General features: G+C 65.5%; 12 protein-coding genes. 4 read left to right on the top strand and 8 right to left on the bottom strand.

Annotated elements, in window-relative coordinates:
- The first annotated feature begins 418 nt into the window (after positions 1 to 418).
- Positions 419 to 3,643: an AsmA-like C-terminal domain-containing protein gene (locus D1F64_RS13220; protein WP_162901538.1), complete on the top strand. Its 3,225-nt coding sequence runs from the start codon at positions 419 to 421 to the stop codon at positions 3,641 to 3,643.
- Positions 3,644 to 3,774: 131 nt separating this feature from the next.
- Here D1F64_RS13220 and tyrS read toward each other — a convergent pair whose 3' ends face one another.
- A complete protein-coding gene (gene tyrS / locus D1F64_RS13215; RefSeq protein ID WP_117412822.1) occupies positions 3,775 to 5,028 on the bottom strand; it encodes a tyrosine--tRNA ligase in 1,254 nt (417 codons plus the stop codon).
- A 114-nt stretch (positions 5,029 to 5,142) separates the two neighbouring features.
- On the opposite strand from tyrS, the gene D1F64_RS13210 reads away from it, so the two are divergent.
- Positions 5,143 to 6,240 (top strand): anhydro-N-acetylmuramic acid kinase, encoded by a 1,098-nt coding sequence (locus D1F64_RS13210; RefSeq protein ID WP_346432236.1) that lies wholly within the window; start codon positions 5,143 to 5,145, stop codon positions 6,238 to 6,240.
- Between the two features lie 734 nt (positions 6,241 to 6,974).
- Here the strand turns inward: D1F64_RS13210 and D1F64_RS13205 are convergent.
- From D1F64_RS13205 to glnA, 6 genes are all read right to left on the bottom strand, one after another.
- Entirely contained in the window at positions 6,975 to 8,159 is a 1,185-nt protein-coding gene (locus D1F64_RS13205; RefSeq protein ID WP_117412821.1) for an ABC transporter permease, read from the bottom strand.
- Positions 8,160 to 8,220: 61 nt separating this feature from the next.
- A complete protein-coding gene (locus tag D1F64_RS13200; RefSeq protein ID WP_117412820.1) occupies positions 8,221 to 8,940 on the bottom strand; it encodes an ABC transporter ATP-binding protein in 720 nt (239 codons plus the stop codon).
- Between the two features lie 2 nt (positions 8,941 to 8,942).
- Positions 8,943 to 9,092, bottom strand: coding sequence for a hypothetical protein (locus D1F64_RS24650; protein WP_205470470.1), 150 nt, complete (start codon positions 9,090 to 9,092; stop codon positions 8,943 to 8,945).
- Positions 9,089 to 9,361, bottom strand: a complete 273-nt coding sequence (locus D1F64_RS13195) for a hypothetical protein (RefSeq protein ID WP_205470469.1) — start codon at positions 9,359 to 9,361, stop codon at positions 9,089 to 9,091. Before D1F64_RS13195 ends, D1F64_RS24650 begins: the two co-directional genes overlap by 4 nt.
- 76 nt (positions 9,362 to 9,437) lie before the next feature.
- Positions 9,438 to 10,937 carry an alkaline phosphatase gene (locus D1F64_RS13190; protein WP_117414588.1) on the bottom strand — a complete coding sequence of 500 codons (1,500 nt, stop codon included), beginning with the start codon at positions 10,935 to 10,937 and terminating at the stop codon, positions 9,438 to 9,440.
- A 224-nt stretch (positions 10,938 to 11,161) separates the two neighbouring features.
- A complete protein-coding gene (glnA, locus tag D1F64_RS13185; RefSeq protein ID WP_117412819.1) occupies positions 11,162 to 12,571 on the bottom strand; it encodes a type I glutamate--ammonia ligase in 1,410 nt (469 codons plus the stop codon).
- Here glnA and D1F64_RS23410 point away from each other — a divergent pair.
- On the top strand, positions 12,476 to 12,724 hold the full coding sequence (locus tag D1F64_RS23410; RefSeq protein WP_162901198.1) for a hypothetical protein: 249 nt from the start codon (positions 12,476 to 12,478) through the stop codon (positions 12,722 to 12,724). The genes glnA and D1F64_RS23410 overlap by 96 nt on opposite strands.
- Here the strand turns inward: D1F64_RS23410 and D1F64_RS13180 are convergent.
- Positions 12,721 to 13,059, bottom strand: a complete 339-nt coding sequence (locus D1F64_RS13180) for a P-II family nitrogen regulator (protein ID WP_117412818.1) — start codon at positions 13,057 to 13,059, stop codon at positions 12,721 to 12,723. The two genes, D1F64_RS23410 and D1F64_RS13180, sit on opposite strands and share 4 nt — an antisense overlap.
- Before the next feature lie 452 nt (positions 13,060 to 13,511).
- On the opposite strand from D1F64_RS13180, the gene D1F64_RS13175 reads away from it, so the two are divergent.
- Positions 13,512 to 15,065 carry an NAD(P)H-hydrate dehydratase gene (locus tag D1F64_RS13175; RefSeq protein WP_248304454.1) on the top strand — a complete coding sequence of 518 codons (1,554 nt, stop codon included), beginning with the start codon at positions 13,512 to 13,514 and terminating at the stop codon, positions 15,063 to 15,065.
- The last annotated feature ends 98 nt before the right edge of the window (positions 15,066 to 15,163 follow it).

The raw sequence follows: 15,163 nt of genomic DNA, 5'->3' as shown, positions 1-15,163 counted from the left end.
GCGCCCGGAGGCGGGGCGGCCCCCGCGCGACGGGGGCTTTTTCACCAGACCTTGGTGGTCCGGACGTGGATAGCGCGCATCCGTGGCGCAGAGTGTGATTGCGGGTGCATCGCGGACGCGATCATGTCAATAGTGACGAAATGGACGCAGTGCGGTCGCGCGAACGAGTCTCTGCCCGAATGCCGGTGATTTCAATGACGCTGCGGCGCATCTCTCGCGAAGCGTGTTCCGGCGTGACCGCGGGTCGCATGCGCCGCGCATGCATGTCTGCCAGAGCTGCCTTGATACTCTTTGCCAAGGTGTGCTTTGGGCAAGAAGGAGAAGTCCGCCCGTGAAGCGGCCCAGCCTGCCTGTGAAACGGCTCAGAGTACGCCGGGTCCTCCGGTTGCCGATGTTCGGCAGACTCCGGGTTCCGTCCGTGCGGAGCCTGGTGGCGCTTGCCGTCGTTCTCTTGCTGATTCTGCTTGGCGTCCGCCTTGCCGGCGCGCCCTACGACAGTCCCTTGCTCGGCAGGCTGGCGGCGGCACGGGTCGCGGACAGGCTGGGCGGCGAGTGGGCCGTGGCCATCGATGCGGTTCGTCTCGACTTCACCCAGGGCATCATGCCGGAAATTTCGGTGCTCGACCTGCGGCTCGACGAGGCGTCGCAGGGACTGATCATTGATGTCCCTAAGATCACGGCGACGTCGGCGGCCTCGTTTCTGTACACCCTTGATCCGGATCTGGACACGGTTCTGATCGACCGTCCCTATGTTGCCGTCAGCAGCGATGGAGCGCGGCCGCCGCTTCTTTCGGGAGCGGAATTCGCGCAGCGCGCCGATGTGGGCATTTCAGCGATTGTCAAAGGGCTCAAGGAGGTGGGTGTCGAGGAAATCGTCGTGACCGGCGCGACGCTGCTGCTGAACGGCCCGCAGCCCCGGACCTTCGAGACGATTGATCTCACCGCGCTTATCGATCCCGCCACAGACAGGCTTTCGGTCAATGCGTCGGTCGCCGGGCGTGACGGCCGCTGGAGCGTCCGCTTCGCGCATGGCGAGGACGAGCCCGATGGCGGCCACTGGCTGCAGTTGTCGGCGTCGGATGTCACGGTCACTGAGTTCCTGCCCGAAGGCGCGCCGATCAAGACCGGGCGCGGTCTCGGGCTGCCGCTGTACCCACAACTGACCTTGCGGCTTGCACCCGACGGCGCGTTTGCGCGCGGGGATCTTCGCGTCGGCGTCGGCGGAGGGTACCTCAGCTTTGACGACGATGCCTCTGTTCTGCTTGACGAAGTCTTGCTGCACCTGTCCTGGAATGCGGACGCGCAACACGTGGTGCTGGAGCCATCCTATGCCGTGTTCGGCGACAGCCGCATCGCGTTGCGCGGCGAGATCACGCCGCCCCATGAGCCAGGATCGGCCGAATGGGGGTTCGCGGTGGAAGCGCCCAACGCCCGGCTGCGGCCGCGCGATGTGGAGGGCGCGCCGTTGATCCTCGATAGCGTGCTGGCGTTCGGCAGTTTCGATGCGAACAAGGCGCTGCTCAACGTGGATACGTTCAGCGTGCGCGCCGGCACCGCTTCGGTGACCGCGGCCGGCAGCATCGACCTCGCGGCGGGAGGGCCTTTGATGGCGCTCGCGGTGTCGTTTGGCGCGATGCCGGTTGCCACCCTCAAGCGGCTTTGGCCTGGTCTCGTGCTGCCGAAGTCGCGCAGCTGGCTGATCGATCATATCGATGACGGGCGGGTGACCGGCGGACGGCTGATCGTGGCGCTGGACAAGCTCGGCTTTGACGGGGACCCCGCGACGGTTGGATGGACGCCGGACGGCGTGCAGGTCGATTTCGGCTTTGAGAATGTGACCTTGAAGAACATCGGTGCCCTGCCGCCACTCCGGGATCTCGATGGCACCGGCACGGTTCGCGACGGCAAGCTTGTGGTTGAAACCGGCAGCACGCGGGGCACCGTGCCCGGCGGCGGCGTGCTTGAGGTCGGCGACAGCGTCTTCACGATTCCCGACCTGCGGGTCGAGGACAAGACCGGCCAGCTCGAGTTGACGCTGGAGGGGGCCACCAGCGATGTCGTGCGGCTGGCTGGACTGGAGCCGATCAGCATTGGCGACAAGCTGGGCGTTGCGCCCGGTGATCTGTCGGGTGACAGCGCGCTCACCGCGTCGGTCTCCTTTCCTCTGAAGAAGGAATTCGATCGCGATCTGGCGGCCTGGTCGTTCGCGGCCTCGCTGTCGGGGTTCTCCAGCAAGGTGCCGATCTCCGGCCAGATGATCACCAGGGCCAACCTCGAGGTCAACGGCAACAAGTCGATGGCGACCATCCGCGGGCGCGGGAACCTCAACGGTCTGCCGGCCGATATCGATCTCGTGCAGCCGCTTGACGGATCCAGCGTCGGCACCGGCCACGGTGTGGTCCTGGATATCGATACCAGCGAGCTCGCCCGGCGGGGCGTTGATTTCGGCGGGCTTGTGTCGGGCAAGATCCGCATGTCGGTGCGGTCGCGCGGAGATGGCCGGCGCGACATGGACGCGGATCTCAGCCAGGCGGAGCTGACAATCGCGCCGCTTGGCTGGCGCAAGGCGGTGGGTGTTCCCGCCGAGGCGCGCTTTGTTCTCTCCGAGGTCAACGGCGCCCAGAAGATTGAGGATTTCGTGCTGACCTCGGATGGCGTGCGGATCGAAGGTGACGTCCTTATCGACAAGAACGGCGATCTCTTCGAGGCTGATTTCAGCCAGTTCGCTCTGCGCGATCAGGACCAGGCCGCGCTGAACATCAAGCGCACCCGCGGCGGGGGGTACAGCATTGGCATGAACGCGAGCCGGTTCGACGGCAGGGGGCTGCTTGCGGCGCTCAAGCGCGGCGCGGCGGCTGAGGAGGTGCGCAACGACCTGCGCATCGAGGCCAGAATTGGCAGGCTGACCGGGTTCAACGGTGTCGATGTCACGAGCTTTGCGGCGGATTTGACGGCTGTCGGCGGATCGGTGACCAATGCGGTGGTCTCGGGGCTTTCCAACGGCCGGGCAAGCTTGCGCGGCGAGATCAAGCCCGAGGGCAAGAATCGGGCGTTGACCGTGCAGATGGCCGATGCGGGGGAAGTGTTCCGGTTCCTCGACCTCTACAAGCGCATGAAGGGCGGCACGGGAACGCTGGGTGCGACGATTGCCGGCAAGACGACGACGGGCCGTCTCGTTGTCAGCGATCTGTCGATTACCGAGGAATCCGGGCTCAATCAGATCATTGCGGCCAACCCCGGTCTGACCAGGCCGCGACTGGGCCGCAATTCGACCAGCCAGAGGGTCACACGTCCCGGCGGCACGTCGTTCCAGAAACTCAATGTGGAATTCACGAAGACGGGCAACCGGGTGAGGGTGAGGGAGGCGACGCTGAAGGGCGCCGCGCTCGGTGGTACCGTTGAGGGAACGGTCGATCTTCAGCCCGAACGGCTCAATCTGACCGGCACCTTCGTGCCCGCCTATGCGCTCAACAACATGCTCGGGCAGATCCCGCTGCTCGGCCAGCTGGTCGGCGGCCGCAACGGCGGCCTGCTCGGCGTGACATTCCGCGTCTCGGGCACGCTTGAGGATCCCGTGCTGTCGGTAAACCCGATGTCGGCGATCGCGCCGGGTATTTTCCGGAAGATCTTCGAGTTCCGTTGAGCCGGAAACGCTGAAAGCGCGCTACGGGTTGGCGCGCTTTCATCATTTTAAGCGGCAATTGCAGGGCCGGATTTCAAATCCCGGTTGGGAATGTGCCGGACGGTGCGGGCCGTATTTCCCGCACTGCCGGTTCAGCTTGCCCGCAGCAAAACGTGTTTCTTCTTGCCCAGCGACAGCTTGATGACACCGTCGGCGCTGAGATCGGATGCCGTCAGCACCCGCTTGTCGTCGTTCACCGGCACGTCGTTGATGCGCACCGCGCCGCCCTTGATGTTGCGGCGCACGTCGCCATTGGAGCCGCACAGGCCCGCGGTCACATAGGCGGTGAGCACGCCGAGCCCGGCGTCGAGATCCGCGCGCGGCACGTCGACGCTGGGAAGCGTCGCAGCCGTGCCGCCTTCCACAAACGTCTGCCGCGCGGTTTCCGCCGCCTGTCCGGCCGCCTCGCGGCCATGCGCCATGGTTGTGGCCTCGGTCGCCAGCACGGTCTTGGCGTCGTTCAACTCGGCGCCCTCAAGCGCTTCGAGCCGCGCGATCTCGTCGAGTGGCAATGTCGTGAACAGTTTGAGGAACTTGCCCACGTCGGCGTCCTCGGTGTTGCGCCAGTATTGCCAGTAGTCGTAGGGCGACAGTTGCTCCGCGTTGATCCACACCGCGCCGTCGGCCGTCTTGCCCATCTTGGCGCCCGAGGCGGTGGTCAGCAGCGGCGTTGTCAGCGCGTAGAGGGCCGCGTCCTCGATCTTCCGGCCCAGGTCGATGCCGGAGATGATATTGCCCCACTGGTCGGAGCCGCCCATCTGCAGCGCGCAGCCGTAGCGCCGGTTCAGTTCCACGTAATCGTAGGCCTGCAGAACCATGTAGTTGAATTCCAGGAACGAGAGGTGCTGCTCGCGCTGCAGGCGCAGCTTCACCGAATCGCGCTGGATCATCTGGTTGACCGAGATATGCCGGCCGACGTCGCGCAGGAAGTCGACGTAATGCAGGCCCAGCAGCCAATCCGCGTTGTCGGCCATGACCGCCGCATTGTCGCCGCCCTCAAACGACAGGAATTTCGTGAAGATCGTGCGGATGCCGGCCTTGTTGGCCTCGATCTGCTCCGCGCTCAGCAACTGCCGTGCGGCGTCCTTGCCCGAGGGGTCGCCGACCCGCGTGGTGCCGCCGCCCATCAGCACGATGGGGCGATGGCCGCACTGCTGCATCCAGTGCAGCATCATGATCTGCACCAGGGAGCCGACATGCAGGCTTGGCGCCGTGCAGTCGAAGCCGATATAGGCGGACACCGTCTCGGACCGAAACAGTGCGTCGAGCCCCTCGGGGTCCGAACACTGGTGGATGAATCCCCGCTCTGATAAGATTCGCAGGAAGTCCGATTTGAACGCGGTCATACGCCTACATGCCTTCTTTTTTCGCCGGAGAGTGCCGGCATCCGGTCGCGCGCTGGGGTTTTAGCCGAGCTTGAGCCTAATTTCACGGGAAAATGCGAATTCGGGAAAATCAACATGGCGATGCGCGCGCTTGGGCTGATGAGCGGTACTTCGATGGACGGGATCGATCTTGCGATGATCGAAACCGACGGCGAGCGGATCGCCGCTTTTGGCGAGACGTCCTATCGTCCCTACAGCGACGCGGAGCGTCTCGTCCTGCGCCAGGCGTTGAGCGCGGCGCGCGGTGTCACCGACCGCACGGAGCGGCCCGATGCCTTGCGTGCCGCGGAACGGGTTGTCAACGATGCGCATGCGGCCCTTGTCCTGAGCTTTCTGTCCGAGCACGGCATGAGCGCCGGTGATGTCGATGTGATCGGCTTCCACGGCCAGACAGTGTTTCACGCGCCCGAACGCGGGATGACGGTACAACTCGGCGATGGGGACCGTCTTGCCCGTGAAACCGGCATCCGCGTGGTCTATGACCTGCGCGCCAACGATGTCGCCGCCGGCGGCGAGGGGGCGCCGCTCGCGCCGGTGTTTCACAAGGCGCTGGCCGCCGGGCTCCCCGGGCCGCTGGGCATTCTCAACCTCGGCGGGGTTGCCAACATCACCTGGATCGGTGAGGGCGACGAGGATCTCATCGCCTTCGACACAGGACCCGCGAACGCGTTGATCGATGATTTCGTTCACACGCGCACCGGCGCTGCGATGGATGTTGGCGGTGCGTTGGCGCGTAGTGGCGCGGTGAACGACGCCTTGCTCGCACGCTGGCTCCAGCATCCGTATTTCGACAGGCTGGCGCCGAAATCGCTTGATCGCGATGACTTCACCGCCCCGGGGGTCGATGCGCTGTCGACCGAGGAGGGCGCGGCGACGCTGACGGCGTTCACGGCGGCAACGGTGGCGGCGGGTTTCAAGCATCTGCCGCGGCCGCCGGTGCGGCTGATCGCCGTGGGCGGCGGCGCGCACAACCCGGTGTTGCTGGAGATGATCGCCGCGCGCACCGGCGTCAGTGTAACGCCGGCGGCGGACATCGGCTGGTCGGGCGACTTTATCGAGGCGCAGGCCTTTGCCTATATGGCGGTGCGTGCGCTCGATGGGCGCCCGATCACATTTCCCGGCACCACGGGCGCGCCGTGGCCGATGAGCGGCGGGCTGATCGCCCTGCCATAGGGCATGGCCCGGCATCCGTCGTTTCGGCGCGGCCGGCGTGTGCTCCGCGAACACATCCAGCCACAGCCGGTCACACATCCGGCCAAAGACGCAAAAGCCCCGCACCATGGTTCGGTGCGGGGCTTGTTTCTCGGATCCGTGTCGCTTTCGCGGTGTCCGTGGCTTGAGTGTGTGGCCCCGCTATTTCCCCTCGGGGGTTGGTTGCGCGGGCGCCGGGATCAAGGCGCATCGGATCGGGTTTGGGATCCTGTACCGTTGTCGGGTTTCCGGTCGAGGTCGTTCCGGCAGTCGAGCCTAGGTCTGTTCGTTGCGATCTCATCGGTCCAGCGTGCCGCGCCTGGTGAAGATCACCTCGGACGGCGGATCTGAGTGCGGCGTTGTTCGCCGGACTCGCCGCGCAATCGGATCATCTCCGCAGTCGCGGGCTATCGCTGTGATTCGAGCGTAAGTATTCAGGCCTATAATCGAATGCAGTAACGCTTTCGGCCGGTGTTAAGGTTCAAATTTTCGGATATTTGTCGTTTCAGAAATAGAATGTCTATTTCAATCACGACGTACGCTGCTTCGGCGGCTTCATTTTTTTAGACCTCCAGCAGTTGATTGAGCCTGAAGTCTGCGCTTCGACTTGGCGCTTGTCAACATCGTGTGAATTGAGGAGGGTGCGGTTTGTGCGGCGGTGGATAACCAATCGTTGCGGCGCCGCGGACGCCTTCTTTTGCAAGCAAGGGCGCGCGTCAGCGGAGATCCGTGACCACGGGCCGCGCATAGAGCAGCGCCGCGGGGACGGTGGCCGCCGCCGCGCCGATCAGAACGATGGCGCCGGCGGCCACCAACTCCGGGCCCTGAAGCGATGCGTTGAGCGCGATGCCGCTGGCGTCAGTGAAGGCGCGTGACACAAGGTTTGTCAGGCCGATGCCGATCAGCAGGCCCGTCGCGGCTCCACAGGCGACGATCGCGGTCACGTAGCTCCAGATCGTGAGAAACACGAAGCTTCGTGGCGCGCCCAGCGCCCGCAGCACCGCGAACTGGGTCCGGTAGAGGCGCAGCAGCACCATGACGCCCACCAGGATCGCGGCGATCACCAGCGTCTGGGTCGCCAGCGCCATGATGTCCATGACCGCCCGCACGTCGCCCAGAAGCGCGTAGAGCTCCACCAGCACCTCCGCGGGGAAGAACGCCATGCTGGTGTCGGTGCGATAGGCGTTGCGCAGGCCGTAGGCGGCGGCGACCGACTGCGGCTTGATCACCAGCGCGGGCACGCCGGGAAGGGTCGCTGCGTCGAACGGCGGGCCGATGGGCTCCGCGTCATGATCGTCAGTGGCGCCTGCCTCGTCATCATGGTCCTTATCGAGGTGACCAGTGGGCAGGTTGTGCAACTCCCACGTCAGTTCGACGGGCACCACGATGGCGCGGTCCCACGGCGATCCCGTGGCGCTCATCCGGCCGACGACCGTCAGGCGCGCGCCGTGGTGGCGTTCGTCTTCGTGCGCACCGCCGTGAGCCTCGCCGTGTGTGGGCTGGAATGTGTCGCCGATCCGCATGGGGGAGGCGGCGCCGACGACGGCCTCCTCATGAGTCTCGAACACGCGGCCCTCTGAAAGCGTTCCGCCGCTCAGATGCAGCGCGAATGCGCCGGTGCTGCCGACGATCGGATCGCCGTTGTGGCTGTCGCCGAAGGCGATGGGAGCGACGAATTCCGCTTTCGGCTCGGCGTAGGCCCGGGCGACGACATCGGGCGACAGCAGTTCGACGCTGCCGGAATTGAGAAAGATCGTCTTCAGGAGCACGTCGGTCTGGCTGCCGGGCGCGGCAATGATCAGATCGAAGCGGTCGGCCGCGCGCGCGCTTCCCTTGCGCAGCGCGCGTTCCTGCGCGGTGATCGACACGCCCATGCCGACCGCGACCGCGATCAGCGCCATGAAGCTCAGCGTGGTGACGGGATTGCGTCTGAGTGTGGCCCAGACGAGGGCAGGGGATTCATCATTGGGCCGGCTCCGTGGCGGGCATGCCGGCAGCCTCGAGCACGGCGCCCTGTGTCAGCGCGCCGTGCTCGAGGCGATAGACCGTATCGGCGGCGGCAATGAGGATCGGGTCGTGGCTGACGGCGAGGACAAGCCGTCCGTCGCCGCGCGCCATGTCGCGCAGGGTGGTGCAGACGATGTCCGCGGCGGCCGCATCGAGGCTGGCCGTGGGCTCATCCGCCAGCAGGATGGGCGGGTCGAACAGCAGCGCGCGGGCGATCGCCGTGCGCTGGCGCTCGCCGCGCGACAGCAAGGCGCTGCTCGTGCGGTTCAGGGGAACCCCGAGCTGCTCGAGCAGGCCGCGCGCCCGCTTCCTGCCTGCGCGCCGTTCGGCGAGCGACGCGCCAAAGGCCAGTGGCAGCGTCACGTTGGCGAGCGGTGAAAGTTCCTCGATCAGATGGAAATCCTGGAACACGAAACCGATGGCTGCGCGTCGCCAGCGGTCGCGCCGGGCCTCGGCGAGCGCGTAGAGATCGCAGCCGGCGGCCGTTACCGTTCCCGTGGTCGGGGCCTGCAGGCCGCTGAGCGCGTAGAGAAGCGATGATTTTCCCGATCCCGACGGCCCGGTGATCACCACGAGCCGACCGGCCTCCAGCGTCAGGCGCGGAATATCGAGCACGGGGAAGGTCGCGCCGGCGCTGTCGCGGAACGTGAGCGTGAGCCCGGCGACATCGATCATCGTTACAGTTTCTCGAATGTCGCCGACAGCAACCGGACGCGGCTGACGAAACCCAGGTCCCTGTCCGTCCAGGTTCCGAGGTCCAGCGTTCCGGTAACCACAATCGGGATGTTGAAGGGCACGGCGTCGACAGAGTCTGCGCTATAGATCACGAGAATGTCGTCGGGCCATTCCGCCTCGCTTTCGCAGAAGGGCAGGTGGCCATCGGCATCTTGGTGAGGACGAAGAAATTGGTCTCCGCCTTCAGCGGCGGCGCCATGTAGCCTGTCACCGAGACGCGCTTGCGCTCATGGGCGCGGGCGTAGTCGGAGAAACTCAGGTCCTTGTTGTAGAGATCGCGCAGCTTCAGGGTGTCGGCGGCGCGGACCATGGGCGCGGCAAACAGGCTTGCTGAGGCGATCAGAAACAGACGGCGGTCCATGAGGGTTCCGTTGGTTATGGGCGCATCGGGAAGGGCCCGCCGTGGCGGACCCCTCGGATTGCGGGTCTTCCGGCGCCTATTCGGCGTTGATGGCGTGGTTCATCACGTGGAAGATGTAGTTCTGTTCCACGGTGCCATCGAACAGATGCGACCAGGGGCCCTTGGCGTAGACCGCGACGTCTTCGCCCGAATGGGTCTCCGACGACATCGGGATCAGCGCCTGCTGGATGTAGTCCGCGTCGACGGCCTGCTCGTTGGTGACATCGGGACGGGTGCCGGAGAAGCTCTTGTCGTCCTGCTCGGTGAGGACCGAGCCGGTGCCGTTCAGGTAGCCGATGACCGTGTAGGGCTTGCCGTCCTTGGCGAGAAGCGGGGTGTCGAGATGCTTTTCGCCCGCGTCGTCGATGTCGTAGCACAACCCGGTGATCGGCGAGCCGCGGCCGCAATAGCCGTTGAAGGCAATGGCATGCTCGTGGTCGGCGGTGACGATGATCAGCGTGTCCTCGTCGTTGGTCAGTTCGTCGGCCAGCGCGATGGCGTCGGCGAACGCCACGCCGTCGGTCAGCGTGCGGTGCGCGTTGCCGTCGTGGTTGGCGTGGTCGACGCGGCCGGCTTCGATGCTCAGGTAGAAGCCGTTCTCGTTGCCCGACAGACGCTTGATGGCGGCCGCGGTCATTTCCGCCAGCGACGGCTCGCCGGTGCGGTCGTGCTCGTACTTCATGTGCGAGGCTTCAAACAGTCCCAAAACCGGCCCGTCGCCGTCCTTGAGCGCCGCGAACGTCGCGTCGTCCCAGGCGAACTGGCCGCCCATGGCTTTGACTTCTTCCACAAGGTTGCGGCCGTCGGTGCGCTTGCCGGTCTTGCCTTCGCCGTCGGTGATCTCCTTGGGCAGGAAATGACGGCGGCCGCCGCCGAAGGCCACGTCGACCGTTCCGGCCTTCATCGCGTCGATGAGCTGGGCGGCGATGTCCTTCTGCGCGGTGCAGTCTTCCGGCAGTTTGGAATTGTCTTCCCAGTTGCGGTTGACCGTCTTGGCGTAGACGCCGGCCGGGGTCGCGTGGGTCAGCCGGGCCGTGGAGATGACGCCGACCGACTTGCCTTCACCGGAAACGATCTCGGAGAAGGTGGTCAGCTCGTGGCCGGACATGTTGGCGCAGTCATTGACGGCGACCGACGAGTCCACGTTGATCATGGTGTTCTTCGATTTCACGCCGGTGTTCATGGCGGACGCCGTGGGCGCGGAATCGGGTGTCTGGCCGTTGGTGGTGTAGGTCTTCACCAGCGCCAGGTGCGGGAAGGCTTCCTGCGGCTGCACGTATTCGGAGCCGAGCATGCCCTTCTTCTGACCCGAGAACAGGCGAATGGCGTAGTTGGTGCCAACGCCGTTGCCGTCCGCGGTGAACAGGATCACGTTCTTGGCGCGGTGGGTGTTGGGCTGCTTGGCCAGGTTCTCCGCCAGGGTCTGCTGGCCCATCTTGAACCAGTCGCTGCCGGACTGGGCGATGGTGTCCTGGGCGGTGGCGGCGCCGGCGGCGAGGGACGCGCTTGCGAGGAGGGCTGTCGCGAAGAGCTTCATGCTGTTCGTCTCCAACTGGATTGTGAACGGGGCGACGGCAGGGCGCGACGGCGCGTCTGTCCTGTCGGGACCATCGCTAGCGTGCGTCGATGACACGCCGATGACGGTAGTTTCACTTATTCAGCGCGGCGGGAGGGCCGGGGATACGCAGCACGGCGCACAAAAAAACGGGGCGCCGTGAAGCGCCCCGTCCAACGTCGAAGAAACCTTCGAAACGCAGTCGATTAGACCGAGTAGTACATGTCGAACTCGATCGGGTGCGGCGTCATTTCGTAGCGCAGCACGTCTTCCATCTTCAGCTCGAGGTAGGCGTCGATCTGATCGTCGTCCATGACGCCGCCGGTCTTGAGGAACTCGCGATCGGCGTCCAGGCTTTCCAGCGCTTCGCGCAGCGAACCGCAGACGGTCGGGATTTCCTTCAGCTCTTCCGGCGGCAGGTCGTAGAGATCCTTGTCCATGGCGTCGCCCGGATGCATCTTGTTCTTGATGCCGTCGAGGCCGGCCATCACCAGGGCCGAGAAGCACAGGTACGGGTTGGCGGAGGGATCCGGGAACCGGACTTCCACGCGCTTGCCGTTCGGCGACGGGCTGTAGGGGATGCGGCAGGAGGCGGAGCGGTTGCGGGCCGAATAGGCCAACAGCACCGGTGCCTCATAGCCCGGGACTAGACGCTTGTAGGAGTTGGTCGAGGGGTTGGTGAAGGCGTTCAGCGCCTTGGCGTGCTTGAGGATGCCGCCGATGAAGTACAGGCACTCTTCGGAGAGATCCGCGTACTGGTTGCCGGCGAAGACCGGCTTGCCGTCCTTCCAGATCGACAGGTGGCAGTGCATGCCGGTGCCGTTGTCGCCAAAGACCGGCTTGGGCATGAAGGTGGCCGTCTTGCCGTAGGCATGGGCGACCTGATGCACCGCGTACTTGTAGATCTGCATCTTGTCGGCGATGCGGGTCAGGGAGTCGAAGCGAATGCCGAGCTCGTGCTGGGCGGCGCCCACCTCGTGGTGGTGCTTCTCGACGCGCACGCCCATCTCGGTGAGAACGGTGAGCATCTCGGAGCGGTAGTCCTGGCCGGAATCGATCGGCGGGACGGGGAAGTAGCCGCCCTTGGTGCGCGGACGGTGACCCAGGTTGCCGGCTTCATATTCGGTCGGCATGTTGGTCGGCAGTTCCGAGCAATCGAGCTGGAAGCCGGTGTTGTAGGGCTCGGCCGAGAAGCGGACGTCGTCGAAGACGAAGAATTCGGCTTCCGGACCGACGTAGATCGTGTCGCCGATGCCCGAGGCGCGCACGGCAGCCTCGACCTTCTTGGCGGTCATGCGCGGATCGCGGTTGTAGGCCTCGCCGGAGGACGGCTCCAGGATGTCGCAGAAGATCGCCAGCGTCGTCTGGGCGAAGAACGGATCGATGTGCGCCGTCTCGGGATCCAGCATGAGGGTCATGTCGGATTCGTTGATGGCCTTCCAGCCGGCGATCGAGGAGCCGTCGAACATCACGCCGTCGGCGAAAACGTCCTCGTTGATTTCCAGGATGTCCATCGTCACGTGCTGCATCTTGCCGCGCGGATCGGTGAAACGAAGATCAACGAATTTAACGTCCTTTTCGCTAATCAACTTCAAGACGTCATTGGCAGTAGTCATGGGAATCTTCCTGATTTTCTACAGGTGGATCTCTTGGTTCATGCGTCATCGATCTGGGGCGGGCCACAATGGCGCCATCCCGGACGCTGGCGTTTCAGCGCGATGCCACCGCACGGCGGCCGCGCCTCGCTGAAACGGCCGAACGCGGGTTAGATCGCGTCGTTGCCGGTCTCACCGGTGCGGATGCGGATCGCTTCCTCGATGTTCGAGACGAAGATTTTGCCGTCTCCGATGCGGCCAGTCTGGGCGGAGGTGCGGATCGCCTCCAGGGCCTTGTCGACCAATTCGTCGGTCAACACAATCTCGACCTTCACCTTCGGCAGGAAGTCGACAACATATTCCGCGCCGCGGTACAGCTCGGTGTGGCCTTTCTGCCGCCCGAAGCCCTTGGCTTCGGTCACGGTGATGCCCTGCAGGCCAACTTCCTGCAGCGCTTCCTTCACTTCATCTAGCTTGAAGGGCTTGATGATCGCTTCGATCTTCTTCATCGCCTCCCTCTCTCCGGGTTTGTACGCCTTGGTGGTCCGGGCGACCAACGACGTTGATTGATGTGGGCAACAGGCGCGCACGGTGCCTTTGGTGCAACGGACGGGCTACAACAAACGGTATGCAACGGTCGTATCAGCGGGAGCATTCTTCGTGCCAATTCGCCCGGATGGCGAAAACGCCCGAAAATAGGGCAGAACACGGCTGGTCCGCAATGCGTTGTCTGCGTGAAACTCCGAATTTGTGCATAAAGAATAATCAAACTGACTAATTTGTATGCAGCCTGACGTCGGGCGGATGGTTTTGATCCTGTCGTCGGGCCCGGTTCGGGGGCTTGAGGCGTGGTTTTCGGGCAGGTGCGGCCGGTGGGCGTGTGCCGGCGCGCCCGATGCGCGGACGTTTGAAATTTGTGCAAGCCTGCCAGAAGATTGCGGCCGGCGGCCGGAGGTCGATCATGGGGAATCACGAGGAGGCGTGCGACATGCTGGAACTTCTGACGCCTTCGCAGATGGCGGAGGCGGACCGTCTTGCGGTCGCGGCCGGTGTCGGCGGAGAGGCGCTGATGGAGGCCGCGGGCACGGGTGTTGCCCGCGTGCTCGCTGAACGCTGGCCGCCGCCGGCGCGGGTGCTGGTGCTGGCGGGCCCCGGCAACAACGGCGGCGACGGATTTGTCGCCGCGCGAGTCCTGCACGCTCTCGGCTACACGGTGAGCATCGGTCTTCTGGGTGACCGTGCGCGGCTTGCGGGCGACGCGCTCGGCGCCTTTGAGGCGATGGACGCGTCTTTGCGCGAGGCGCTGTGCCCGGCCAACCCGTCCTTGCTTGCCGATTGCGATGTTGTGATCGACGCGCTGTTCGGCGCGGGGCTGGCCCGCGATCTGACCGGCCCGGTGGCAACGCTCGTCGACGCGCTGAACGCCAGCCGGCTGTCGGTCGTCGCGGTCGATCTTCCAAGCGGCGTCGACGGGGAGACCGGCGCTGTGCGCGGTGTCGCCGTTCGCGCCACCGAGACAGTGACCTTCTTTCGCCGCAAGCCGGGGCATCTGCTCTATCCCGGTCGCGGACTGTGCGGTGTCCAGCATGTGATCGACATCGGTACGCCCGCGGGCGTTCTCGAGAGCATTGATCCGCGGACCCATGCGAACGCACCCGCGCTGTGGCGGCATGCCTGGCGCGCGCCCTCGGCGGTTTCCCACAAGTATCAGCGTGGCCATGTGGTCGTCGCCAGCGGCCCGGCCCATGCGACCGGGGCTGCGCGTCTCGCCGCCACGGCCGCGTTGCGCGCCGGCGCGGGTCTGGTGACCATGGCGTCGCCGCCGGGCGCGGTTCTGGTCAACGCGTGCCATCTGACGGCGGTGATGATCCGCTCGGTGAGGGATGCGGAGCGTTTCTCCGCGATGCTGGACGATCCGCGCGTCACCTCGGTCGCGATTGGTCCGGGGTTCGGTGTTGGCGAACGGACGCGGGCGTTCGTGAACGCCGCGCTGGGCGCGCGGTTCGTCGTCCTGGACGCCGATGCGCTGACAAGCTTTTCGGATGATCCGGCCGTCCTGTTCGACGCAATCCGCGCGGCGGGGGCGCTCGAACCCAGGGCAGTGCGTGTCGTGCTGACCCCGCATGACGGTGAGTTCGCGCGGCTGTTTCCGTCGCTCGCGGCGTTGCCTTCACGGCTGGAGCGCGCACGCGCGGCGGCGAGCCACAGCGGCGCGGTGGTGATCTTGAAGGGCGCGGACACGGTGATCGCCGCCCCGGACGGACGCGCCGCCATCAACGAGAACGCGCCGCCGTGGCTTGCCAGCGCCGGCTCGGGCGACGTGCTCTGCGGGCTTGTCGCCGGGCTCGGCGCGCAGGCCATGCCGGCGTTCGAGGCGGCCTGCATGGCCGTGTGGTGCCACGGGGCGGCGGGCGCGCAGTGCGGCCCCGGATTGATCGCGGAGGATCTGCCGCCCGCCATGCCGGCGGTCCTGGCGCCGCTGTGCGCGGATGCCTCCACCAAATCCTGCGCTTGAGGGACGCCGGGGGCGTCGTGCCTTGGAATCGGCCGGTTTGCGGCGGAGGTTCGTCAGCGTGGGGAATATCGGCGGCGGTTCGAGCGGCGTCGGGATTT

This window comes from Breoghania sp. L-A4 (assembly GCF_003432385.1).
Classification (GTDB): domain Bacteria; phylum Pseudomonadota; class Alphaproteobacteria; order Rhizobiales; family Stappiaceae; genus Breoghania.
Note: the sequence above shows the minus strand (reverse complement) of the source record. Positions and strands in the feature narration are given on the sequence as shown.